The 23,839-nt window shown below is 72.9% G+C and carries 14 protein-coding genes; 9 read left to right on the top strand and 5 right to left on the bottom strand.

The annotated features are described in order from the left end of the window. Positions 1-6: 6 nt before the first annotated feature. Positions 7-990, top strand: a complete 984-nt coding sequence (gene meaB, locus IF88_RS0136300) for a methylmalonyl Co-A mutase-associated GTPase MeaB (RefSeq protein ID WP_030722771.1) — start codon at positions 7-9, stop codon at positions 988-990. A gap of 157 nt (positions 991-1,147) precedes the next feature. Here the strand turns inward: meaB and IF88_RS0136295 are convergent, their stop codons facing one another. Then, the gene (locus IF88_RS0136295) at positions 1,148-2,149 is read right to left on the bottom strand and encodes an asparaginase (protein WP_030722769.1); all 1,002 of its coding nucleotides are present in this window, start codon (positions 2,147-2,149) and stop codon (positions 1,148-1,150) included. 139 nt (positions 2,150-2,288) lie between these two features. Between IF88_RS0136295 and IF88_RS0136290 the strand changes: the two genes are divergently transcribed. From IF88_RS0136290 to IF88_RS0136275, 4 genes are all read left to right on the top strand, one after another. After that, positions 2,289-2,747 (top strand): Lrp/AsnC family transcriptional regulator, encoded by a 459-nt coding sequence (locus tag IF88_RS0136290; protein ID WP_030722766.1) that lies wholly within the window; start codon positions 2,289-2,291, stop codon positions 2,745-2,747. A gap of 5 nt (positions 2,748-2,752) precedes the next feature. After that, positions 2,753-4,882, top strand: a complete 2,130-nt coding sequence (locus IF88_RS0136285) for a serine/threonine-protein kinase (protein WP_324617231.1) — start codon at positions 2,753-2,755, stop codon at positions 4,880-4,882. A gap of 106 nt (positions 4,883-4,988) precedes the next feature. After that, a complete protein-coding gene (locus IF88_RS0136280) occupies positions 4,989-5,924 on the top strand; it encodes a serine/threonine protein kinase (protein WP_030722760.1) in 936 nt (311 codons plus the stop codon). Between the two features lie 4 nt (positions 5,925-5,928). Next, positions 5,929-8,133 carry a protein kinase domain-containing protein gene (locus IF88_RS0136275; RefSeq protein ID WP_051838183.1) on the top strand — a complete coding sequence of 735 codons (2,205 nt, stop codon included), beginning with the start codon at positions 5,929-5,931 and terminating at the stop codon, positions 8,131-8,133. 89 nt (positions 8,134-8,222) lie between these two features. Here the strand turns inward: IF88_RS0136275 and IF88_RS0136270 are convergent, their stop codons facing one another. Continuing rightward, positions 8,223-10,472, bottom strand: coding sequence for an MMPL family transporter (locus tag IF88_RS0136270; RefSeq protein ID WP_030722754.1), 2,250 nt, complete (start codon positions 10,470-10,472; stop codon positions 8,223-8,225). Positions 10,473-10,963: 491 nt separating this feature from the next. After that, entirely contained in the window at positions 10,964-11,872 is a 909-nt protein-coding gene (gene argB, locus IF88_RS0136265) for an acetylglutamate kinase (RefSeq protein WP_030722751.1), read from the bottom strand. A gap of 417 nt (positions 11,873-12,289) precedes the next feature. Here argB and IF88_RS0136260 point away from each other — a divergent pair, with 417 nt between their 5' ends. After that, positions 12,290-12,526 carry an MbtH family protein gene (locus IF88_RS0136260; protein ID WP_030722748.1) on the top strand — a complete coding sequence of 79 codons (237 nt, stop codon included), beginning with the start codon at positions 12,290-12,292 and terminating at the stop codon, positions 12,524-12,526. A 110-nt stretch (positions 12,527-12,636) separates the two neighbouring features. Here IF88_RS0136260 and IF88_RS0136255 read toward each other — a convergent pair whose 3' ends face one another. After that, positions 12,637-13,995 (bottom strand): lysine N(6)-hydroxylase/L-ornithine N(5)-oxygenase family protein, encoded by a 1,359-nt coding sequence (locus tag IF88_RS0136255; protein WP_030722745.1) that lies wholly within the window; start codon positions 13,993-13,995, stop codon positions 12,637-12,639. Positions 13,996-14,170: 175 nt separating this feature from the next. On the opposite strand from IF88_RS0136255, the gene IF88_RS0136250 reads away from it, so the two are divergent. Then, a complete protein-coding gene (locus IF88_RS0136250) occupies positions 14,171-14,878 on the top strand; it encodes an FMN-binding negative transcriptional regulator (protein ID WP_324617232.1) in 708 nt (235 codons plus the stop codon). 78 nt (positions 14,879-14,956) lie between these two features. On the opposite strand, the gene IF88_RS41460 is transcribed toward IF88_RS0136250, so the two are convergent. Beyond that, positions 14,957-15,724, bottom strand: a complete 768-nt coding sequence (locus tag IF88_RS41460) for an LmbU family transcriptional regulator (protein ID WP_199808196.1) — start codon at positions 15,722-15,724, stop codon at positions 14,957-14,959. A 464-nt stretch (positions 15,725-16,188) separates the two neighbouring features. Here IF88_RS41460 and IF88_RS0136240 point away from each other — a divergent pair, with 464 nt between their 5' ends. Together IF88_RS0136240 and IF88_RS0136235 are read left to right on the top strand one after the other, a co-directional pair. Further along, positions 16,189-17,379, top strand: a complete 1,191-nt coding sequence (locus IF88_RS0136240) for a cytochrome P450 (protein ID WP_030722736.1) — start codon at positions 16,189-16,191, stop codon at positions 17,377-17,379. A 109-nt stretch (positions 17,380-17,488) separates the two neighbouring features. Continuing rightward, positions 17,489-23,839 (top strand): type I polyketide synthase (locus tag IF88_RS0136235; protein ID WP_037808356.1); only part of this gene is annotated, 6,351 nt, incomplete at its 3' end.

Here is a 23,839-nt window from a genome sequence, read left to right as displayed (position 1 = left end):
CCGCCGGTGCCGAAGATCGACATCGAGGCCTACGCGAAGGGGGTGCTCGACGGGAAGCGCGCGTTCATCGCCCGCGCGATCACCCTCGTCGAGTCCACCCTGCCCGCTCACCGGGGGCTGGCGCAGGGGCTGTTGACGGAGCTGCTGCCGCACGCGGGGCGGGCCCGCCGGATCGGCATCAGCGGTGTCCCGGGGGTGGGCAAGTCCACCTTCATCGACGCGTTCGGCACCATGCTGACGGGTCTGGGCCACCGGGTCGCGGTCCTCGCGGTGGACCCGTCGTCCACGCGCACGGGCGGCTCCATCCTGGGTGACAAGACCCGGATGGAGCGGCTGTCGGTGGACCCGGCGGCGTTCGTACGGCCGTCCCCGTCGGCGGGCACGCTGGGCGGAGTCGCCAAGGCCACCCGCGAGTCGATGATCGTGATGGAGGCGGCGGGCTACGACGTGGTCCTCGTCGAGACGGTCGGCGTGGGCCAGTCGGAGACCGCGGTGGCGGGCATGGTCGACTCCTTCCTGCTGCTCTCCCTGGCCCGTACGGGCGACCAGTTGCAGGGCATCAAGAAGGGCGTCCTGGAACTGGCGGACGTCCTGGCGGTCAACAAGGCGGACGGCCCGCACGAGCGCGACGCGAAGGCGGCGGCGCGGGAACTGTCGGGCGCGCTGCGGCTGATGCACCCCGTGGACGCGGCCTGGACGCCGCCGGTCCTGACGTGCAGTGCGCGGGAGTCGGCCGGGCTGGACGAGGTGTGGAACCGCCTCGAACAGCACCGGACCCTGCTGGACGCGGGGGGCCGGCTGACGGCGAAGCGGGCTGCGCAGCAGGTGGAGTGGACGTGGTCGATGGTCCGGGAGGAGCTGCTGGAGCGGTTGCGGGCGGATCCCGCGGTGCGGGAGCTCGCGCCGGAGCTTGAGGCCGCGGTACGCGCGGGGTCCGTCACCCCGACCTCCGCGGCGGACCGCATCCTGTCCGCCTTCGGGGGCGTCTGACCCGTGGCGTGTGCGGCGCCGTTGCCGGGGGCCGGCCCCCGGCCCCCCGCGCCTCAAACGCCGTCGGGGCCGGATGTGCCCGGCGTCATCCCGCAAGTGCCGGAGGGGCTGACATTGCGCGGAGCGCGATGTCAGCCCCTCCGGCGTTTGAGGTGGGTTAGACCTCGGCCAGGATCGGGCTTGCCGCGTTGAGGGTGAGGCGCAGGATGCGGGTCTGTTCCACCGGGTTGTCGGTGGCGAGGAGGGCGGAGAGGACCGCGATGCGGGCCTGGCCGGCGCGCAGGGTGCCCGTCGGGACGGCTCCGGCGGCCACCAGGTCCACCGCGCCGCCGTGCGTGTAGATCTCGGTGACCGGCCCGGCCATGACCCGCGTGCTCAGCGCGACCAGCACCCCGCGCGCGACGGCGGCCTCGACCGCGGTCACGATCTCCGGGGTGGCGTTGCCCGCGCCGGTGCCGACGAGGACGATGCCGCGCGCGCCCGCCTCGACGGCGGCGTTCAGCAGGAGCGGGTCACCGTCGGCGTGGTGGACCACGACGTCCACGCGCGGCGGGAGTTCCGGCATCGCCGGGAGCGGGAGCGGGGCCGGGCGCTGCGGGGTGCGCAGGATGGTGACCTTGCCGAAGCCGATCTTCCCGAGCAGTTCCTTCGAGGGATCCGCGAACGCGTCCAGCTCCACGGCCTGGGTCTTCACCGTGCCCCGCGCGGCGTGGACCCGCCCGGCGAAGGCGATCAGCACGCCGAGGCCGCGGGTGTTCGCGGCGGTGAGCAGGGCGTCGTAGAGGTTGCCCGGCCCGTCCCCGTCGGCGGTGCCCATGGGCCGCTGCGATCCGGTGAACACGACGGAGCGCGGGTCGTGGTGGTGGAGGTCGACGAGGAACGCCGACTCCTCCAGGGTGTCGGTGCCGTGCGTGACGACGATGCCGTCCACGTCGGGATCGGCGAGCACCTCGTGCACGGTGCGCAGCAGGGTGAGCTGGTGGGCGGTGGTGAGCCGGGGGCTGTTCACGCTGAACAGGTCCACGACCTCGACCGTGACGCCCTCGGGCAGCGGCGCGGTCGCGATGACCTCGCTCCCGTCGGCGTCCGCGGCGAAGCCGGAGCCCTGCCAGCGGCTGGCTATCGTTCCGCCGGTGCTGATGACGACGATCCGTCCCATTGGCCGTGGCCGCCCTTCTCGTACTCACTCATGGTCACTCGCACATATGTGCTCAAAGCAGCAATGATAGAGCGGTCTACGCGCAATGTGATTGCGTCTTCCACCGGGCCTGTGACACAGCGTGGGTGATAATTGCGTCATGGATGCGATTGACAGGGATATCTTGCGCGAGCTCCAGGCCGACGGCCGCCTCAGCAACCAGGAGCTCGCCCAGCGCGTGGGTCTGACCCCCTCCCCCTGCATGCGTCGGGTGCGCCAGCTGGAACAGGACGGGGTGATCCAGGGCTACCGCGCCGTGATCTCCCCCGAGGCGGTGGGCCGAGGCTTCGAGGTGCTCGTCTCGATCGAGGTGCGCCGCGACCGCGAGGCGGTCGAGGCCTTCGAGGCGGCCCTCCAGGACATTCCCGACGTCATCGAGGCCTACCGCCTCTTCGGCAGCCCCGGCTGCCTGCTGCGCATCGCCGTCGCGGACCTGCGCGCGTACGAGCGGCTGTGGATCGAGAAGCTGACGGCCCTCTCCGGTATCACGGAGGTCAACTCGCAGATCATCATGAAGCGCATCAAGGAACCGAACGGCCTGCCCGTCGACTTCCGCTGACACCCGTGAACGACAGGAAGCAGTACGCCATGAAACCCCTCGGCGCCGGTGATCCGATCCGGCTCGGCCCGTACCGCGTCCTCGGCGTACTCGGCGAGGGCGGCATGGGCAAGGTCTACTTCGGCCGGGACGACGGCGGGGGCACGGCGGCCGTCAAGGTGCTGCTGCCGGAGCTCGCGCACGACCCGCACCTCGCCCGGCGGTTCCTGCGCGAGGCGCACACCGCCCGGGCGGTCACCAGCGGCGGCGTCGCCCGCGTGCTGAACGCGCAAATCGAGGAGACCGACAGCCGGCCCTGGATCGCGACCGAGTTCCTGTCCGGGCCCACCCTCGACGACGCCGTCCGCCAGTACGGGCCCTTCGACCCCGACGGCGTGCGCGCCCTCGCCGCCTCGCTCGCCGCCACCCTGCGGGACATCCACGCGGCCGGGCTGGTGCACCGCGACCTGAAGCCGGCCAACATCGTGCTCACCTCGGCCGGCCCGCGCGTCATCGACTTCGGCATCGCCCGCCCCGAGCACGGGCTGACGCTCACCACCACGGGCCAGGTTCCGGTCACCCCCGGGTACGGCGCTCCGGAGCAGGTGCTCGGTCAGCGCGTCGGACCGGCCGCCGACGTCTTCTCGCTGGGCGCGGTGCTGGCGTACGCGGCCACCGGGCAGCGCCCCTTCGACGGGAGCCATGTGGCCGCCGTGCAGTACGAGGTGGTGCACGGAGAGCCGCGACTGGACTCCGTACCGCCCGGGTTGCGGCAGCTGATCGCGCCCTGCCTCGCCAAGGACCCCGCGCACCGCCCGGCCCCCGAGCAGATCGCGGGCGCCTTCGCCCCGCCGCCGGGAGCGGACCGGGTCTGGCGCACCGGAGCCCTGGCCCAGGACATCGAGCGCCGGGGAGCCGAGGCCGACCGGCAGGCCACGGTCGTCGGGCAGGGGTCCGGGACCGGGCCGTCCCGCAGGCGGCTGCTGCGCACCGCGCTGGCGGCGGGGGGCGTACTGGCCGCCTCCGGCGGGGCCACGGGCGCCTGGTGGATGCTGCGCGAGGAGCCGCGCAAGATCCCCGCGGCCGGACCGGCCAGGGACGCCGAGCCGCTGTCGATTCTCGCCGGGAAGCACGGGACGCCTCCGGGCGAGCTGTGGGGTCCGCTGCCCGTGGCGGCGGGACCGGTCGACGGCGTGGTCACCACCCCGCTGCCGGTACTCGACGTGGTCGTCTTCGCGGCCGCGGGCGGCGGCCTCGCGGCGCGTCTGACGACCGACGGCAAGGAGAAGTGGCGGCTGCCCGACGTCCGGCCGGCCGCCGGGCTCGTCGCACTGCCCGGCAACCGGTTCGCGACCGCGGGCTCCGGTGGGGCACTGCTCGGCTTCGAGGCCTCCACCAGCAGGCAGGAGTGGTCGGTGGGGGACGCCGACACCGGTCGCATCCTGACCGCGGACGAGTCGGCGGTCTACCTGGTGACGCGCGGCGGGAAGCTGCGCGCCGTGGACACCGCCGGGCGCAAGGTCCGCTGGACGGTGCCGCTTCCCGAGGCAGCCGTGAAGGCACCCGGGCCGCGGGCCGCGGTCGGAACCGGCCGGCTCGTCGTCTTCGGCGCCGACGGCGATGTCATCGCCGTCGACACCGCTTCCGGAGCAACGGTCTGGCGGGTCGGCAACCAGGCGAGGTCCGCCCTGCAGCCGCTCGTCGTGGAAGACGTCGTCTACCTCGGCGGTCGGAGCCTGACGGCCCTGGACATCAGGACGGGTGTCGCGGTGTGGAAGGACAAGGAGACCAAGGCCGGCGAAGCCCCGCAGCCGGGGGCCGGCGGCTGGGGCCCCGCGGTCTCGTGGGGCGACATGGTGTTCGCGATGGACGGTACGACGCTGTGCCAGGTGTTCACCGAGCTCGGCGGGGCACGTCAGATGGACCGCGGCGCGAAGGGTCCGCCGCCGCACACTCCTCCGGTCGTGCAGGCCGGTACGGTCTGGGTCGTCCAGGGAGACGGGCAGGGCGTCTCGGCCCACTCCATCGTGAGCGGCAAGCGGTACTGGACCTGGTCGGCCCAATCGCGGGGGCCCTGGGGCATGTCCGGCGCGGGCAACCGCGTCTTCCTCGTCAACGACGGGAGGCTCACGGCCATGCCCACCGTCGAGAAGTGAGGCGCGCTCCCGGCCCGTTCGCCCGCACGCGGTTCCCGCCCGGTTCAGCCGCTCCGGCAGGGACCGCTTAGGCTCGGGGCCGATCAACCGACCCGGGAGAGCGCACATGGAACGCCTTCGTCACGACGACCCGTCGCACGTGGGGCCGTACGTGATCCTGGCCCGGCTCGACTCCGAGTCCACCGAGCGCACCGTTGCCGAACGCCGTTACCTGGGGCGCACCGCCGACGGGGAGCGCACCGTCCTCGTCTGCGTGCCCCGGGTCGGCGCCGATCCGTCCCGGTGGGCGATCGAGGCCGAGGGCGCCCGGCGGCTGTCCGTGCCCCGGTTCCTCCGCATCGCGGAGGTGGGCGGCACGGCCGGCTTCCCCTGGTACGCGGCCCCGTACACGCCCGCGCTGCCGCTGCCGGCCGTCCTCGCCGCGTACGGCGGGCCGCTGCCCGAGGACACCGTCCGCAGGCTCGGCGCCGCACTCGCCGAGGGGCTGACCGCCGCGCACGCCCAGGGGGTGGCGCACGCCGGGCTGTCACCGGCCGCCGTCCTGGTCACCGCGGGCGGACCGCTGCTGACCTGCTTCGGCGCCGTACGGGCCGCGGCTCCCGACGGGACGCATCGGACGGGGCTGCCCGGGCTCGATCCGGGCTGCCTGGCCGTGGAGCAGGCGTCGGGGGGCCGCCCGCGGCCGCTCGGGGACGTCTTCGCGCTGGGTGCCGTCCTGGCGTACGCCTCGACCGGCCACACCGTGCCCGAGCAGAGCGAACTGCCGCCGGGTCTGCGGACGCTGGTCGGATCCTGCCTGTCGTCCGACCCGGCGGTCCGGCCGCAGTCCGCGCAGGACGTGCTGGGCGAACTCGTGTCCCCCGGGGCGGGCCCCGCCCCGTCCGAGGGCCCGTGCGCGCAGGCCGGGACGGTCCTCGACCATGGAGCCGTACCGCTGCCGAGCCGGATCGTCGCCGCGCTCGCCGCCCAGTCGGCCGCGCTGCTCGCCGCGGAACTCCCGACCCCGCAACAGCCGTTCGCCACTGCCCAGAAGGTGCACTGACCCGATGCCCGTCCCGGCACCCCGCGCCAACCGCGCCCCGCTCGCACCGCTCACGCACGACGATCCGCAGCACCTCGGCGATTTCCGGCTGCTCGCCCGGCTCGGCAGCGGCGGCATGGGCACGGTCTACCTGGCCCGTTCGGCGGCCGGGCGGACGGTCGCGCTGAAGACCGTGCACGCCCGGATCGCCGCCGACACCACCTTCCGTACCCGGTTCCGGCTGGAGGCGGACGCCGCCCGGGTCATCGGCGACCGGTACGGAGCGCGCGTCTTCGCCTCCGACGCGCTGGCGGCGACGCCCTGGCTGGCCACCGAGTACGTCATCGGGCCCCAGCTCGACGAGGCGGTCCGGCTCTGCGGTCCGCTGCCCGAGCCGTGCGTCCGCTCGCTGGGCGCGGATCTGGCCCTGGCGCTCGGGCAGTTGCACCGCTCGGACGTGGTGCACCGTGACCTCAAGCCGTCCAACATCATGGTCACGGCGGCCGGGCCCAAGGTCATCGACTTCGGCATCGCGCGCGCCCTCGGCGACGAGCGGCTGACCCGCACCGGGGCCGCGGCGGGTACCCCCGCCTACATGTCGCCCGAGCAGGCCGGCGGCCTCGAACACTCCCCGGCCGGCGATGTGTTCGCGCTGGCCGGCGTCCTGGTGTTCGCCGCGTCCGGGCACGGCCCCTTCGGCGGCGGGCAGGCCGCGGACCTGCTGTACCGGGTGCGGTACGCGGAGCCCGACCTGGGCGGCGTACCGGCGGCGCTGGCGGCGGTGCTCGCCCGCTGCCTGGCCAAGGACCCGGCCCAGCGGTCCACGACGGCCGAGCTGGCGGACCTGCTCACGCCCGGCGGCGCCCCGTTCGCGGACGGGCTGCCGCAGCCGGTGCTCGCGGACATCGCCCGGCGCAGCGCGGCGGTGTGGCAGGAGCCGCCGCTCCGGCTGCCTGCGCCCCTCGGGGAGGCGGACACCGTCGTCGCCGACGGCGCCGGCATGTCACGCCGCAGGCTGTTCGCGGTCTCCGGGGCCGCGGCCGGCGCCGTCGCGCTCGCGGCGGGGGGCGGGATGTGGGCGTGGCTCGGCAACCGCGGTGAAGACGGGGGCGGGGCCGCGGACGCCGGGCAGCCCACGCTGGAACCGCCGCCGGACGCGCTGTGGCAGGCCGACCTGGAGCGCCCCTTGGCGGACAGCGCCCCTCTGCCGGTGAACGGCATGCTCGTCATGGCCACCGGAAACACGACCAGCGGGGTCTTCCGGCAGGACGGCAAGCACGTGAGGAACATCCAGGGGTTCGCGCACGTCTGGCGCGTCGCCACCGACGGCAAGTCCCTTTACGCGGTCAGGAAGCCGGACGCCGCGGACAAGGCCCTCGCGGTGGTACCCCTGTCCCTGGAGAACGACAAGGAGCAGGCGCCGCTCGTCCGACTTCCCGCGTACGACGGCACGAACACGCTCAACCAGATCCTCGGTGTGGCCGGCGACACCGTGTTCCTCTACACCAAGGCGGCCGGGAGCGACCAGTGGTCCGTGGTGGCCGCGAGCCTGAAGACCGGCAAGGAACTGTGGCGGCAGCCGACGGAGGCACCCACCGAGGAGCAGGTGCAGTTGGGGCGCCCGACCCCCGTCGGCGTCAAGGCCGTACGCGGCGGCGTACTGCTGTGGCAGCACGCCGAGACAAGCGGCGCCTTGCGGGTGTCCGTGCACGACGCCGGCAGCGGCGCCGAGCGCTGGAACGTGTCGCTGGAAGCACCCGGCGCCACGCCGGGCCGGCTGGCCACGGATGACGACCGCGTGTACGTCGGCGCCAAGAGGGTGCACGCGCTGCGGCTCACCGACGGCGGGTCCGCCTGGGTCTTCGGCGCGGACCGCGATGCGGGCGAGGTGGGCGCCCGGCGCCGGTACGGCATGCCGGCCGTCCGCGACGGGATCGTCTACGCCGTGGAGGGCACGCGCGGCATCGTCGCCATCAGCGCCGTCTTCGGCACGTTGCAGTGGACGGACGTCCTGCCGGAGGGCACGAAGCCGAATCGCGACATCGCCCCTGTAGTCACCCCGAGCCACATCTACAGCATGGACGCGGCGGGCCTGCGGGCCGTCCGCATCCGCACCCAGAGCGCGGTCTGGCACTACAAGACGAGCGCCTACGCCCTGACGCCGGATCCGGACGGCAAGCAGCTCTACCTCCGCGAGCAGAAGCGGCTGATCGCCCTCCCGACGGCCTGACTCGTCTCAGCGGGGCCGGCGGAGGCGCGAACGCCCGTACGCCGACGGCTCTGGGGGCCGTCGGCGTACGGGGGTTAGTCAGCCGGTCATCAGCCGGGGAGGTGGGCCTCCTGCTCCCGGCGCTGCTGGGCCGGGATCGGGGCGTCGAGCACGTGGTTCAGCTTCTCGCCCTCGACGTCCATGTTCGGCAGCAGCCGGTCGAGCCAGCGGGGCAGCCACCAGGCCGACCTGCCGAGCAGGGCGAACAGGGCGGGCACGAGGGCCATGCGGACGACGAAGGCGTCGAAGAGGACGGCGATGGCGAGGCTGAAGCCGACCATCTTGACGAAGACGTTGTCCTCCATGATGAAGCCGGAGAAGACGCTGACCATGATGATCGCGGCGGCGCCGACCACCCGCCCGCCGTAGCGGAATCCGGTGACCACGGCCTCGGAGGGCTGCGCCCCGTGGACGTAGGCCTCCCGCATGCGGGTCACGAGGAAGACCTCGTAGTCCATCGCGAGACCGAAGACCACACCGATCATGAAGATCGGCAGGGTGCTCATGATCGGGCCGGGCTGCTCGACTCCGAAGAAGTCACCGAGCCAGCCCCACTGGAAGACGGCCACGACCGCGCCGAGGGCCGCGCTCACGGAGAGCAGGAAGCCGAGCGCCGCCTTGAGCGGGACGAGCAGCGACCGGAAGACGAGCACCAGCAGCAGGAAGGCGAGGCCGACGACCAGGCCCAGGTAGGGCAGCATCGCGTCGTCGAGGGTCTGGGAGAAGTCGATGAACAGGGCGGTCTGACCGGTCACCAGGATCTCGGCGCCGCCGTTGGCGGCCCCGAGGGTGCCGGCGATGTCCCGGATGTGCGCGACCAGTTCCTCGGTCTCGGTCTCGGTGGGACCGGTCTTCGGGATGACGGTGAGGACCGCGGTGTCGCCCTTGTCGTTGGGCGTCGCGGGGGTCACCGTGGCGACGCCCTCGACGGTGCCGAGCTCCTTGCCCACACCCGCGGCGGCGGTCGCCGCGTCCTTGGCCTGGACGGTGACCATCAGCGGTCCGTTGAAGCCGGCCCCGAAGGACTCGGACAGCATGTCGTACGCCTTGCGCTGGGTGGTGTCCGGCGCCATGGTGCCCTCGCCCGGCAGGCCGAGCTGCAGGCTGGCGGCGGGCACGGCGATGGCACCGAGGCCCACGACACCGAAGAGGAGGACGACCAGGGGACGGCGTACGACGAACCGCGCCCAGCGGGTGCCCAGGTTCGGCTTCTGGCGGCCGGCGCGCTTGTCGGCCTTGCGCTGCTGACGCTCGGAGAGCGGCTTGCCGTAGTACTTCCTGCGCTCCTTGCGGGGCATGACCTTGATCGGCGCGAAGCCGAGGAGCGCCGGGACGAAGGTGGTGGCGATCAGTACGGCGACGGCGACGGTGCCGGCGGCGGCGAGGCCCATCTTGGTGAGCATCGGGATGTTCACCACGCTGAGGCCCGCGAGGGCGACGATGACGGTGAGACCGGCGAAGACGACGGCCGAGCCGGCCGTGCCGACGGCCCGTCCCGCCGCGTCCTGGCGCTCGCGGCCCTCGGCCATCTCGGAGCGGTAGCGGGAGACGATGAACAGGGCGTAGTCGATGCCGACGGCCAGACCGATCATCAGCGCGAGGGTGGACGTGGTGCTGGAGAGGCCGAAGGTGCTACCGAGCGCGGTGATGGCCGCACCGCCGATGGCGACGCCGAAGATGGCCGTGAGCAGGGGCATGCCCGCCGCGATCATCGAGCCGAAGGTGAGGACCAGGACGATCGCCGAGACCAGGATGCCGATGCCCTCCGCACCACCGCCCGGGGCTCCGTCCACCTTGACGGCGTCACCGCCGGCCTCGACGGTCAGGCCGGTGGCCCGGGAGTCCTCAAGTGCCTTGTCGAGGCCGTCGTGCGCCTCGTCGGTCACCTTGAGGGCCGTGACGCCGTACGTCGCCACGGCGTAGGCCGTGGTGCCGTCCTGGCTGACGGTGTTGGTCTTGAAGGGGTCGGAGGCCGAGACGACGTCGGGCGCCTTGGCGAGCGCGCCGACCAGGCTCTCGACCTTGGCCTTCTGGGCCGGATCGGTGAGCTTCTCGCCGGCGGGGGCACGGACCACCACGCGGGCGGTCGCGCCGTCCACGCTCATGGCCGGGAACTTCTCCTTCAGCAGGTCGAAGGCCTTCTGCGACTCCGTACCCGGCATCGAGAACGTATCGGTGGGCGGCGGCGGAGCGACGGAGGCCGCGAAACCGGCCCCGACGACGACGGCGAGCCACAGCAGTGTCACCAGGCCTCGTCGCCTGAAGGCGAATCGGCCCACTTTGTAAAGGAAGGTGGCCATAGCGAAAAGAACTCCTGTTTGGATCGGTACCGCGAGCGGCGGCGGGTGGTTCCGGCGGGGACGGACGGACGGCCTGTCGGTACGGCCGGCCGGCCGCAGGCCTGCTCGGCGGCCCGGGACGGACCGGCCGTGCGGAGCAGGCGAAGAGGGCGGAGAAGGCGGAGAAGGCGGGGCCTCAGCGGCACGCTTCCTACGACGTCGGGTCGATGACGCCATCATGGCACACAGATGGCGCCACTGTCGCGCCACATCTGAGCCAGAACGGCGTTCTGGCCGAAAGGCGGCGCCCGTGCGGTCGGGCTGAGGAACCTCCAGCGTGACCCTGCGCACCGCGCCCGCCTGGGCCGCGACGGCCGGAGCCATCCTCAAAACCCGCTGCGGGCCCGGCTGTACGAGCCATCGAGTTCCGGCCGATGCTCATCAGCCCCTCCTGTCGGCAACGGCGGCACCGGGCCGGCCTGCGTGGCGCCACGATGGCGCCATCGCGCGGTTCACAGCGGCACCTCCGCCTCGTCCAGGTCCGGCACGATCACCGTGCCGACCCCTTCGTCCGCGAACATCTCCAGCAGGACCGCGTGCGGGACCCGCCCGTCGATCACCCGCGCCATCTCGACGCCGCCCCGCACCGCGTGCAGGCAGCCGGTCATCTTGGGGACCATGCCGTCGGCGAGTTCCGGCAGCAGCTTCTCCAGTTCGCGGGCGGTGAGCCGGTCGATGACCTCGTCGCTGAGCGGCCAGCCCGCGTACAGACCCTCGACGTCGGTGAGCATGATCAGCTCCTGCGCGCCCAGCGCGGTGGCGAGCGCCGCGGCCGCGGTGTCGGCGTTGACGTTGTAGACGTGCCCGTCCTCCGCGCTGCGCGCGACCGGCGAGACCACCGGAATGCGGCCGTCCGCCAGCAGCGCCTCGATGGCTCCGGTGTCCACGCGGGAGATGTCGCCGACCCTGCCGATGTCCACCGGCTCCCCGTCGATCCACGGCACGTGCCGGGTCGCGGTGAGGGTGTCCGCGTCCTCGCCGGTGATGCCGACGGCGAGCGGGCCGTACGCGTTGATCAGTCCGACCAGTTCGCGCTGCACCTGTCCCGCGAGCACCATCCGGACCACGTTCATGGCGGGCGTGGAGGTGACCCTGAGCCCCGCCTTGAACTCGCTCGCCAGGCCGCGCCGTTCGAGTTCGGCGCCGATCTGCGGACCGCCTCCGTGGACGACCACGGGCTTCAGTCCGGCGTAGCGCAGGAAGACCACGTCGCGGGCGAAGGCGGCGGTCAGCGCCTCGTCGACCATGGCGTGCCCGCCCAACTTGATGACGACGGTCCGGTCCTGACGGCTGGTCAGCCAGGGCAGCGCATCGCCCACGGACTGCGCCTTGGCCAGGGCGGGATGCGGACGGGTCGTCATGAGAACCTCGCGCGCAGGGTGAAGAGAACGCCGGCCGCGTTGGTGACGCTCATCGGCACAACTCCTTCTGTGGAGGACTCAGGGCTCCCGGAACACGTGAATTCCCGCGGGTCGGGGCCGCGGTCACCGGCCCAGCATCGCGCGGTGGAATGGTCCACCGGAAGCCCATTCCGGGGAACTCGGTGCAGAACGGCGGTGATTCAGGGCAGTGTGTTACCGCTGTCCCGTCAACAGGACAGCGGGGGAAGAGCGTCGACGGCCGGTGGAGCGCTCCATGGGCACACCGGTCTCCACGGGGCGCCCGAAAGGTGCCATGATCGGGCATGGCGGTCTCGCCAACTCCATCCCCACTAACGGATGACGGTCCGTCTCCCGGCCGGGAAACGGACCGTGAACGGCTTGAATTGGAGTGCATTCATGAGCAGCAACCCGTTCGACGACGCCGACGGCCGGTTCTACGTCTTGGCCAACGACGAGGAGCAGCACTCGCTGTGGCCTTCGTTCGCCGAGATCCCGGCCGGCTGGCGCATCGTATTCGGTGAGGAAAGCCGCCAGCAGTGCCTGGAGCACGTCGAGGCGAACTGGACCGATCTGCGCCCGAAGAGCCTGCGCGACGCGATGGCCGCGGATTCGGTTTCCGTCAACGTCGCGTGAGGTGAATGCGGCATTCCACGGAATGGCCGAAGACGGACGAAGGGTGGGCCCCGGTGCTGCACGAACAGCACCGGGGCCCACCCTTCGGCGTGGTGGGGAGGAACGCGGGGTCAGGCCCGGCCGGCCGCGCCCGCGACCTCGACGGAACGGGCCACGGCCTGCTCCTGTTCGGCCCGCCGCAGCACGATGGAGTCGGCGATCTCGCCGCTGCGCACCGCGATGTTCGACAGCAGGGACGAGGACAGCCCGTGGGTGTGCTCGGTGCCGCCCTGGAGGTAGATCCCGCAGGACGGACCGGTCGCGGTGACCAGCCGGTAGTCGCGCTCCACCCGGTGGCGGCCGCTCACGTCCCGCAGGAAGTGGCGGTCGAAGTCGCCGAGCAGGCGGGCCGGGTCCATGCCCTCGTAGCCGGTGGCGAAGACGAGCGCGTCCACGTGCAGCTCCTGGGGCTCGCTGTCGAGCAGCGAGTTCAGGGTGATCCGCGTGTCACTGCCGGCCCGGGTGACCTCCGCGACCCGGGTGAGGTTGAGGAAGTGCAGCCGCTTGCTGCCGCGCACCTCCTCCTCGTACGAACGCTGGTGCAGGTCGCGGATCACCTCGTCGTCGACCACCGAGTAGTTCGTGTTCCGGTGGTAGTGCCAGAAGGCCTCCCGCGCCTGGTCGGTGCCGAAGTAGTACTCGTCGACCGCGGCCGGGTCGAACACCTGGTTGGCGAAGGGCGTGTCGTCCGCGACGGAGTACCCGTAGGACGGGATGACCGCCGAGACGCGCGCGTGCGGCAGCTTGTCGTACAGGAACCTGGTGATCTCGGCCGCGCTCTGGCCGGCGCCGACGACCGCCACGCTCCTCAGCCCCTCGGGGTCGAGGCCGTGGAACTTCTCCAGGAACTCGGAGCTGTGCCACACCCGCTCGTCGCGCGCGATCCCGGCCGGCATGCGCGGCACGAGGCCCGTCGAGATGGTCACGTTGCGCGCGCGGACGTGGCGGACGCCGCCGGCCGCGTCGCGGACCTCGAGCCGCAGGTGCTCGGGGGCCCCGGACCCGGTGTCCTGCGCGGGCCGGATCGCGGTGACCTCGGACCCGTAGGAGACACGGTCGGAAAGGCCCGACGCGGCCCATTCCAGGTACTGGTGGAATTCCTGCCGGGTCGGGAAGAAGTCCTGGTTGTTCACGAACTGAACCAGTCGGCCCGCGGCATGCAGATACGACACGAAGCTGAACCGGGACACCGGATTGCGGAAGGTGGCCAGGTCCTTCAGGAACGAGATCTGCATCGTCGTCGACGGCAGCAGCATGTTGCGGTGCCAGCCGAAGGCGGCCTGCCGCTCGAAGAACGCGGCCTTGACCGGATGCTCCGGAACATTGGCCCGGTGCTCTTCCAGAGCGATCGCGAGCGACAGGTTCGACGGGCCGAAGCCGATGCCGACCACGTCGTATATCTCGTGGTTATGCGTACCCGTTGTACCCATAGACAATTCTCCCGCTAGCGTCTTTGGAATCTCGACCGGTGATCCGGGAGACCTCTGTTCAGTATTGCGCCGGAGAACGTCCCGACGCCAACCTGAAGACGCCAAGAAGACGATCCCGGCGGCCCCGGTGCGGGCCGAATACCGAATGCCCCTGTCCGGCCGACAGGACAGCGGTATGGTCGGTCCGAATTTCCATGTCCTCGCGCATTGCGCCGACCGAAAGGCTGAATTCCGGATGTTCGTCCCGAGTAACTATCGCGAACCGGACGGTTCGTGGATGACCGATCTGATACGAGACAATCCACTGGCCATGGCGGTGACCAACGGGACGCCGGAAGACGGCCCCTTCGCCACGCACCTGCCGGTCATCGCGGACCCGCAGGCGAATGAGGAATGGTCGGACGACCTGTCCGGGGGCATTCTGCTCGGGCACATGAACAGGGCCAATCCGCACTGGGCGGCGCTGGAATCCGGAAGCCTCGTCCTGCTGACCTTCACCGGTCCGCACTCCTATGTGTCGCCGACGGTGTACGAGAAGTCGCCGGCCGCCCCGACCTGGAATTTCACCTCGGTGCACGTGCGCGGTGTGGTGGAGAAGATCGACTCGATCGAGGAGACGATGGGAGTCGTGCAGTCGACCGTGCGCGCCTTCGAGGAGTCGAAGTTCGGCACCGGCTGGGACATGTCCGGTTCCATCGGCTACTTCCGGCAGATCGTGCCCGCCGTCGGCGCCTTCCGGGTCGTCGTCTCGGGGGCCGAGGGCATGTTCAAACTCAGCCAGGAACAGCCCTCCGAGGTCCGCGGCCGCGTACTGGACTCGTTCACGCACAGCCCATGCACCCGGCAGCGCGACACGGCCGACCTGATGCGCCAGCTGCCCTGACCGGCCAGGCCGGCCCCCGCCTTCAGGGCCCACACTCCTGAGGGAGTGCGGGCCCTGTGACGCGCACCGCCGAAGTGGTCAGGCGGTGATGGCCGGCCGATGGGACTGCGCCGGTCCGCCGGGCTCCGCCGTCCCTTCGCGCTCCGCGGGCCCATGGTCGTCCTCCTGCTTCTCGAGCTCCTCCAGGGCCTCCAGGGCCTCCTTGGCCGCGCTGTCCAGGGTCACCAGCACCCAGCGCTCGAAGTCGACGCCCGCCTGCTCCGCGGCCTTGTGCCACCACTGGAGCCGACTGCCGGGCACCTCAAGCCGCCGCGTCGGCTCGGCGGGCATCCTGACCTGCGCCTCGTCCTCGCGCGCGGCGCGGATGGCGCTGCGCAGCTGCTTGGTGGTCCACTTCCGCTGCTCGGCCCGGTCCAGCCAGGCCTCCTGCTGGTCGTGCGGCAGGGAGGCGAGTTCCGCGTGGTGCTGGAAGCTGAGGGCGCTCCGCCGCCGGCTGAAGTCGAACCGGCGGGAGACCCAGGCGTAGTTGCGCAGGGTCTGGTACTGCAGCCCGGCGGCCCGGATGCCGCGCTGGTAGCGGTCGGTGTAGTGGTCCTTGCCGTATACGAGCCAGTCGCCCAGCCACCACGAGGAGGAATCGACGATTCCGGAGAGCTGCCGGCCGGCCTTCTCCCAGTCGTCGAAGGACATCCCCGCCGGCATCTGCAGGCCCACCTTCGTGGTCAGCACCTGGCCACGACGCGGATCCTCACCCATGGCCCGCCGCTGTCTCGGCGCCAGGTCGGGGCTCGTACGGATCTGCCCGATTCCCGAGCCCTCGATGTCTCCGGCCTGAATCGCCATCATGCCTCCATGTGAAGGGTCCACAGAACAGGTGTGGAGGCTCCCAGCCCGTGCTAAAGGCAGGCCAAAGCGGCCGGACACCGGCTCGTCCCGCCGGCGCGGACCCTGCGGGCCGTCCCGTCGACGGGACAGCGTCACGGAGCTCGTCGAACAATTGAACAGCCGCCGGCCGTTGTCGGCGGCTTTCTGTTCTCCGCCTCCCCGGCGGCGGGTATGTTCATTCTCGGCCAGAGTTTCTCCGCTGCGGCACCCCGGAATTCCCATCGCCGCCGGCTCGGCTTGTTCGCGAGGCACCAGAGGTAAAAGCGGGCGGTCTTTGTCCTTCTCTCCACGCGCCCGCACCGCGCCTCCCCCATTCAGCTCGTCCAGTCAATTCAGCAGGAGCAGGAGGATCGGAAATGACGCAGCGCGGGGCCGGGCACCGGCTTCCGATCACCTGACCGCCGAACACAACGGGGAGGACACGCATGAAGCACCGCAGCGCCGGCCCGCTGGGCCCGCTTCCGGAGTTCCTGGGGCAGTACATGGCCGGGGAGGGGCAGGTCCCGGACGGCATCGACGTCGTCCCGTTCTTCACGCCCGCCGGGGACAAGATGTGGCTGGTGTGCGACTACGCACTGGCCCGCAAGGTCCTGACGGACAAGCGGTTCAGCCGCGCCGAGGCCGTCGCACCGCACGCCCCGAAGCTCAACGACGCCCAGCCCGTGCCGAATTCGATGATGAGCATGGACGGAGCCGACCACTCCAGGCTGCGGCGCGTCGTCACCCGGGCGTTCACCACCGGCCGGACCAGCGCGATGGCCCCGGCCGTCGAGGAGCTCGCCGACCGGTACCTCGACGCCATGGCCGCGTCGGGCCCGGGCACCGACCTGATCGAGGCGCTCGCGGCGCCCCTGCCGCTGGCCGTCCTGTGCTCACTGCTGGGCGTTCCGCCCGAGGACAGCTCCCGGTTCCGCGACTGGGTCGAGGTGCTCTTCGACATCTCCGCCAGCACTCCGCAGGAGAAGGCCCGCCGTCGGCTCGAACTCATCGACTACATGGCCGACTTGATCGACCGCAAGCGCCGCCGTCCGGAGGACGACCTGCTCACCTCCATGATCGGCGCGCACGAGCAGGGCGACCTGTCCATGGGCGAGCTGCTCACCATGGGACTGACCCTCCTGATGGCCGGTTACGAGACCGTCGTCGGGCAGATCGGCACCTCGGCACACGCCCTGCTCCGCGACCCCGCCGCGTACGGGGAGCTGTGCGAGCAGCCCGAACGGCTGGCCCCCACGGTCGAGGAGCTGCTGCGGCTGACCCCCTCCACCCCCATCAGCTTCCCGCGCGTCGCGGTGGAGCCGGTACCGCTCGGCAGCGTCACGGTCCAGGCCGGGGAGGGTGTCATCGTCTCCCTGCTGCACGGGAACCGTGACGGCAAGACGTTCGCGGAGCCCGAGCTGATGGATCCGCAGGGGCACGACGCCGCGCACCTGACGTTCGGTCACGGGGTGCACCGCTGTCTCGGCGCGCCGCTGGCCAGGCTCCAGCTGCAGATCGTCCTGGAGCGCCTGGTGCGGAGGTTCCCCACCCTCCGCCTGGCTCCCGGCCCCGACGCCGTGCTCTGGAAGGACGGCCTCGGCACGCGCGGGCTGTCCCGGCTGCGGGTGGAGTGGTAGCCGCTCCGCGCAGGCCGGTCGTACAGGCGGGTCGCCTCCCCGGTGTTCCGGGCGTCCCCCCTCAAGTGCTGCTCCCTGGAACACCTTTGGACTTGGAGTGAGGATCCGCATGTCTGTCGAGACCACCCGCCGCGATGCCGAGCCCGTCGGGGACGCCGGGAATGCCGGGGAGCCCGTTGCCGTCATCGGGCTGTCCTGTCGCCTTCCGGGCGCGCACTCCGGCGACTCCGAGGGCTTCGACGCGGACGTCTTCGGCATCGCGCCGGACGCGGCCGCGTCGATGGACCCGGGGCAGCGGCTCCTGCTGGAACTGAGCTGGGAGGCGCTGGAGGAGGCCGGCATCGTGCCGGGCTCCCTGCGCGGCGCCCGCACGGGCGTCTTCCTCGGCGCGCCCGGCCACGACCGGGCCGCGGATTCCGGCGTGGACCGCGCCCCGGACGCGGACCGCGCCGAGGGCGTCCGCGCCGTACTCGGTCTGAGCGGACCGGGCCGGACCGTGACCGGCGGCGCCCCGTCCACGCTGAGGGCGGTGCACCTGGCGTGCGAGAGCCTGCGCGCCGGCGAGTGCGGGATCGCGCTCGCGGGCGGTCTCGACGCCGAACCCGCGGGCGGGGCCGTTCTCGTACTCAAGCCCCTGGCGCGGGCCCTGGCCGACGGCGACCGCGTGCGCGGGGTCCTGCACGGCACCGGGCCGGCCGCCGGGCCGACCGAGGGCGGGCTCACGCGTACCACCGGCACCGCCGGGCTGGTCGAGGCCCTTCGCTCCCCCGCCTCCCCTACGGCCTCCGGGCAGCCGGTGGCCGTCTCCGCCGTCGACGCCGACGGCACGGCCTGGTCGGTTGAGGTCGCCGGGGCGCCCCGTACCGAGCCTGAGCCGTCCACCGGCCGGGCCGCCTTCCGGGGCGGCACCCTGCCGTGGGTCCTCTCCGGAGCCGACGCTGCCGCCGAACGCGCGCAGGCCGGACGCCTCCTGGCCCACCTCACCGCGAGCGCCACGGGCGTCGAGGGCGCCACGGGCGTCGAGGGCGCCACGGGCACCGCGGCCACCGCACACCCCGGCATCGCCGACATCGGCCGCTCTCTGGCCGTCTCGCGCACCGCGTTCGCCCACCGCTCGGTCCTGCTGGCCGGCACCGAGGCGGAGTTCGCCGGGGAACTGGCGGCGCTCGCCGAGGGCCGCCGCGGCTCCGGCCGCGTGAGCGGCACGGCCACGGCGCGCGAGCGCGCCGTCTTCGTCTTCCCCGGCCACGGTTCGCAGTGGCCCGGTATGACCGCCGACCTCCTCGACACCTCGGACGTATTCCTCGCCGTCATCCGGGCCACCGCCGAGGCGCTCGCCCCGTACGTCGACTGGTCGCTGGAGGACGTCCTGCGCGAGGTGCCCGGCGCGCCCGCGCTGGACCGCATCGACGTCATCCAGCCCGCCCTGTTCGCGACCGCGCTCGGCCTCGCCGCCCTGTGGCGCTCCTTCGGCATCGAGCCCGCCGCGGTCGTCGGGCACAGCATCGGCGAGCTCGCCGCGGCCGTCGTCGCGGGCGGGCTGCCCCTGGAGGACGGCGCCCGCGCCGCCGCGCTGTGGGGCAAGGCGCAGGCCCGGCTCGCGGGCCGGGGCTCCATGCTCTCGGTGCTGCTGCCCCTGGACGAGGTGCGGGCGCGCCTGGCGCCGTGGGGCGGGAAGCTGGCCGTCGCGGGCGTCAACGGGCCGCGGTCCATCGCCGTCGCCGGCGACATCGACGCCATCGAGCGCCTCCAGGAGGAGTTCACCGCGCAAGGGGTGCGGGCCCGGCGGGTCGCCATCGACTACGCGCCGCACTGCGCGCACATGGACGAGATCCACGAGGAGCTGCTCACCGTCCTCGCCCCCCTGCGACCCCGGAAGGGGAACATCCCCTTCTACTCCGCGCTGACCGGCACCCTGCTCGACACGCGCTCCCTGGACGCCTCGTACTGGTTCCGCAGCCTGCGCGAGCCCGTGCTGTTCGAGAGCTCGATCCGCTGCCTCACCGACCATGACCTCTTCGTCGAGATCAGCCCCCACCCGGTGATGACCCTGCCCGTCGAGCAGATCCTGGAGACCACCGACTCCACGGCGCTCGTCGTCGGTTCGCTGCGCCGCGGCGCGGACGGGCCGCACCGCTTCCTGTCCTCCGTGGCGCAGGCGTACGCGCACGGCGCCCCCGTGGACTGGAGCCCCGTCTTCCCGGCGGACGCCGCGGTCGTCGCCCTGCCCACGTACCCCTTCCGGCGCGGCGCCCCCGGGGTGCCGGCCGCCGACCCCTTCGGAACCGGCGGGGACCCCGAGCGGTCGGCCAGGTTCCTGATGGGTCTGGTGCGCTCCGAGGTGGCCCTCGTCCTCGGCCGGGGCAAGGGCGGGGACATCGACCCCACCCGCTCCTTCCAGGAACTCGGCTTCGACTCGGCGACCGCCGTGGAACTGCGCAACCGCCTCGCCGCCGCCACCGGGCTGAAGCTGCCGACCACCCTCCTCTTCGACCGGCCCACGCCCGAGAAGCTGGTCGCGCGGCTCGCCGAGCTCTCGGGCGTCGTCTCCGCGCACCAGCCCGTGTCCCGCGCGGTCGCGCGCCGGGTTCACGGCTCCGACGAGCCCATCGCCATCGTCTCCATGGCCTGCCGCTTCCCGGGCGGCGTGGCCTCCCCGGAGGACCTGTGGCGGCTGCTCGTGGAGGAGCGGGACGCCGTCACCGAGTTCCCCGGCAACCGCGGCTGGGCGCTGGAGACCCTCTTCGACGGCGACCCCGACCGCGCGGGCCGCTCGTACACCCGGCAGGGCGGGTTCCTGCACGACGTCGACCAGTTCGACGCCGAGTTCTTCGGGATCAGCCCGCGTGAGGCCACCGCCATGGACCCGCAGCAGCGCATGGTGCTGGAGACCGTGTGGGAGGCCGTGGAGCGGGCCGGGATCGACCCCGCCGCGCTGCGCGGCAGCGGCACCGGCGTGTACGTCGGCGCCATGGCGCAGGACTACGGCCCGCGCCTGCACGAGGCGGGCGAGGGCGTCGGCGGGTACCTGCTGACCGGCACCTACACGAGCGTGGTCACCGGCCGCGCCTCCTACACCCTGGGCCTGGAGGGTCCCGCCGTCACCGTCGACACCGCGTGCTCGGCCTCGCTGGTGGCCCTGCACATGGCGGCGCAGGCGCTGCGGGCCGGCGAGTGCGAACTGGCCCTGGCCGGCGGTGTGACGGTGATGGCGACCCCCGGCATGTTCGTGGAGTTCAGCCGCCAGCGCGGCCTGTCCGTCGACGGGCGCTGCAAGTCCTTCGCGGAGGCGGCGGACGGCACCGGCTGGGGCGAGGGCGTCGGCATGCTGCTTCTGGAGCGGCTCTCCGACGCCCGCCGCAACGGCCACGAGGTCCTCGCGGTCATCCGGGGATCGGCCGTCAACCAGGACGGCGCGAGCAACGGGCTCAGCGCCCCCAACGGCCCTTCGCAGGAACGGGTGATCCGCGAGGCCCTCGCCGCGTCCGGGCTGTCGGCCGCCGACGTCGACGCCGTCGAGGCGCACGGTACGGGCACCCGGCTCGGCGACCCCATCGAGGCGCAGGCCCTGCTCGCCACCTACGGTCAGGGCCGCGCGGCCGACCGCCCGCTGTTCCTCGGCTCCCTCAAGTCGAACATCGGGCACACCCAGGCCGCCGCCGGCGCGGGCGGCGTCATCAAGATGGTCATGGCGATCCGCAACGGCCTGCTGCCGCGCACCCTGCACGTCGACGCCCCGACCTCGCACGTGGACTGGGCCGGCGGCGCGGTCTCGCTGCTCACCGAGGCCACCCCGTGGCCGGAGACCGACCGGCCCCGCCGGGCCGGCGTCTCCTCCTTCGGTGTCAGCGGCACCAACGCCCACCTCGTCCTGGAGCAGGCCGCCGAGCCCGCGCCCGCCGTGGCCGGGCCCGCCACGCCCGAGCCGGCCGGGGCGCAGGCGCCCGCGCCCGTCCCCTTCCTCCTCTCCGCCAAGAGCGACCAGGCGCTGCGGGCCCAGGCCGGCAAGCTGCTCGACCACCTCCGGGACCACCCGGGCGACCGCCTCGTGGACATCGGCTGCTCCCTCGCCGTCGGCCGCGCCCACTTCGACCGGCGGGCCACCGTGGTCGCCGAGGACCTCGCCGGCCTGGAGCAGGGCCTGCGGGCCCTGGCCGACGGCGCCACGGACCGCGGCCTGGTCACCGGGCAGAGCCGGCCCGCGGCCCGTCCCGTGTTCGTCTTCCCCGGTCAGGGCGCGCAGTGGGTGGGCATGGCGGCCGGCCTGCTGGAGTCCTCCCCGGTGTTCGCCAGCCGGATGGCCGAGTGCGCGGCGGCCCTGGAGCCGCTGGTGGACTGGTCGCTCCTCGACGTCGTACGCGGCGTCGAGGGCGCTCCGGGCTTCGAGCGGGTGGACGTCGTCCAGCCCGTGCTGTGGTCCGTGATGGTGTCCCTGGCCGAGGTCTGGCGCTCGCTGGGCGTCGAACCGGCCGCGGTCGTCGGCCACTCGCAGGGCGAGATCGCCGCGGCCTGCGTGGCGGGCGTGCTCAGCGTCGAGGACGCGGCCCAGGTGGTGGCGCTGCGCAGCCGCGCGCTGACCGTGCTGTCGGGCCGGGGCGGCATGATGTCCGTGGCCCAGCCCGCCGCGTGGGTACGGGAGCGGATCGGTGCCTGGGAGGGCCGGATCTCGGTCGCCGCGGTCAACGGCCCCTCCCAGACGGTGGTCTCCGGCGATCCGGAGGCCCTCGCCGAGTTCCTCGCCCAGGCCAAGGAGGAGGGGGCGCGGGCCCGTCTCGTCGACGTGGACTACGCCTCCCACTCGGCCCATGTCGAGGAACTCGAAGGCGAGTTGGCGCGGATCCTCGACGGGATCGAGGCCCGCCCCGGCCAGGTCCCGGTCTACTCCTCGCTGACCGGCGCGCTGATGGCCGACACCGGCCTGATGGGCGCCGGGTACTGGTACCAGAACCTGCGCGAGACGGTGCAGTTCGAGCAGGCGGTCGGCGAGCTGCTCGCCGCCGGCCACCACACTTTCATCGAGGTCAGCCCGCACCCGGTACTCACCATCGGCGTACAGGCGGCCCTCGACGAGGCCGGCGCGCGGGGCACCGCCCTGGGCACCCTGCGCCGCGACGAGAACGAGGCCGCGCGGCTGCTGCTCGCGCTCGGCGAGGCCCACTGCCACGGCGTCCGCGTCGACTGGTCCGCCGTGTTCGACGCCACGGGCGCCCGGCGGGTCCAGGTGCCGACGTACGCCTTCCAGCGGAGCCGGTTCTGGCTCGACACCCCGGCCACGGCGGAGGACCCGGCGGGCCTCGGCCTCGCCTCCGCGGAGCACCCGCTGCTCGGCGCGATGACCAGCCTCGCCGACCGCGAGGGCGTGCTGTTCACGGGCCGCGTCTCCCGTCGCACCCACCCGTGGGTCGTCGACCACGCGGTCGTCGGTACGGTCCTGCTGCCCGGCACCGCCCTCGTCGACATGGCCGTCTCCGCGGGCGACCGCTTCGGCTACGACCAGCTCCGGGAACTCGTCCTGGAGGCACCGCTGCTCGTCCCCGAGGAAGGCGGCATCCACCTCCAGGTCGCCCTCGGCCCCGCCGAGGAGTCGGGCACCCGCTCCGTCACCGTCCACTCGCGCCCCGAGGGCGCGGCGGAGGAGGAGTGGACCCGGCACGCCTCCGGCCTGCTGGCCACCGGCGAGCACCCGGTGCCCGCCGCCGCGCGGATCTGGCCGCCGCAGGGCGCGCGGTCCGTCACCCGCGAGGACACCTACGACCGGCTCGCCGACCGCGGGTACGAGTACGGGCCGGTCTTCCAGGGCCTCGGCCGGGTCTGGCAGTCGGGCGAGGAGCGGTTCGCGGAGGTCTCGCTCCCCGAGGAGCAGCACGCCGACGCCACCGCCTTCGCCATCCACCCGGCGCTCCTCGACGCGGCCCTGCACGCCATGCTGCTCGGTGACGGCACCGAGCTGGCCATCCCGTTCTCCTTCGACGGGGTCACCCTGCACGCCACGGGGGCGACCGCCCTGCGGGTGCACGTGATTCCCACCGATGCCAACAGCGCCTCGCTGACGGCCACCGACCCCGACGGACAGCCCGTCATCACGATCGACTCCATCACCCTGCGCCCGGCGGGCGACCTCCGCGCGGCCACGAGCGCGGGCCGGCACTCCGGGCTGCACCGGCTGGGCTGGAAGCCCCTGCCGCAGGCGGCCGTGGAGAGCACGGCCGGGCTCTGGGCCGTACTCGGCTCGGACCCGCACGGCCTGGCCGCGGCCGTCTCCGGCGATACGTACGCCGACATCGCCGAACTGCGGACCGCCCTGGGTGACGGCGCCCAACTGCCGTCGTTCATAGCCCTGTCAGACGACCTCACCGATGTACATGCGGCGGTTCAGGGCACCCTGGCCACCCTCCAGGAACTCCTCGCCGACACCACCCTCGACTCCACCCGCATCCTCGTCCTCACCCAGGGCGCCACC

It is taken from the genome of Streptomyces sp. NRRL F-2580 (genome assembly GCF_000720115.1).
Taxonomy (GTDB): Bacteria; Actinomycetota; Actinomycetes; order Streptomycetales; family Streptomycetaceae; genus Streptomyces.
This window is presented reverse-complemented; position numbering and strand designations above follow the sequence as displayed.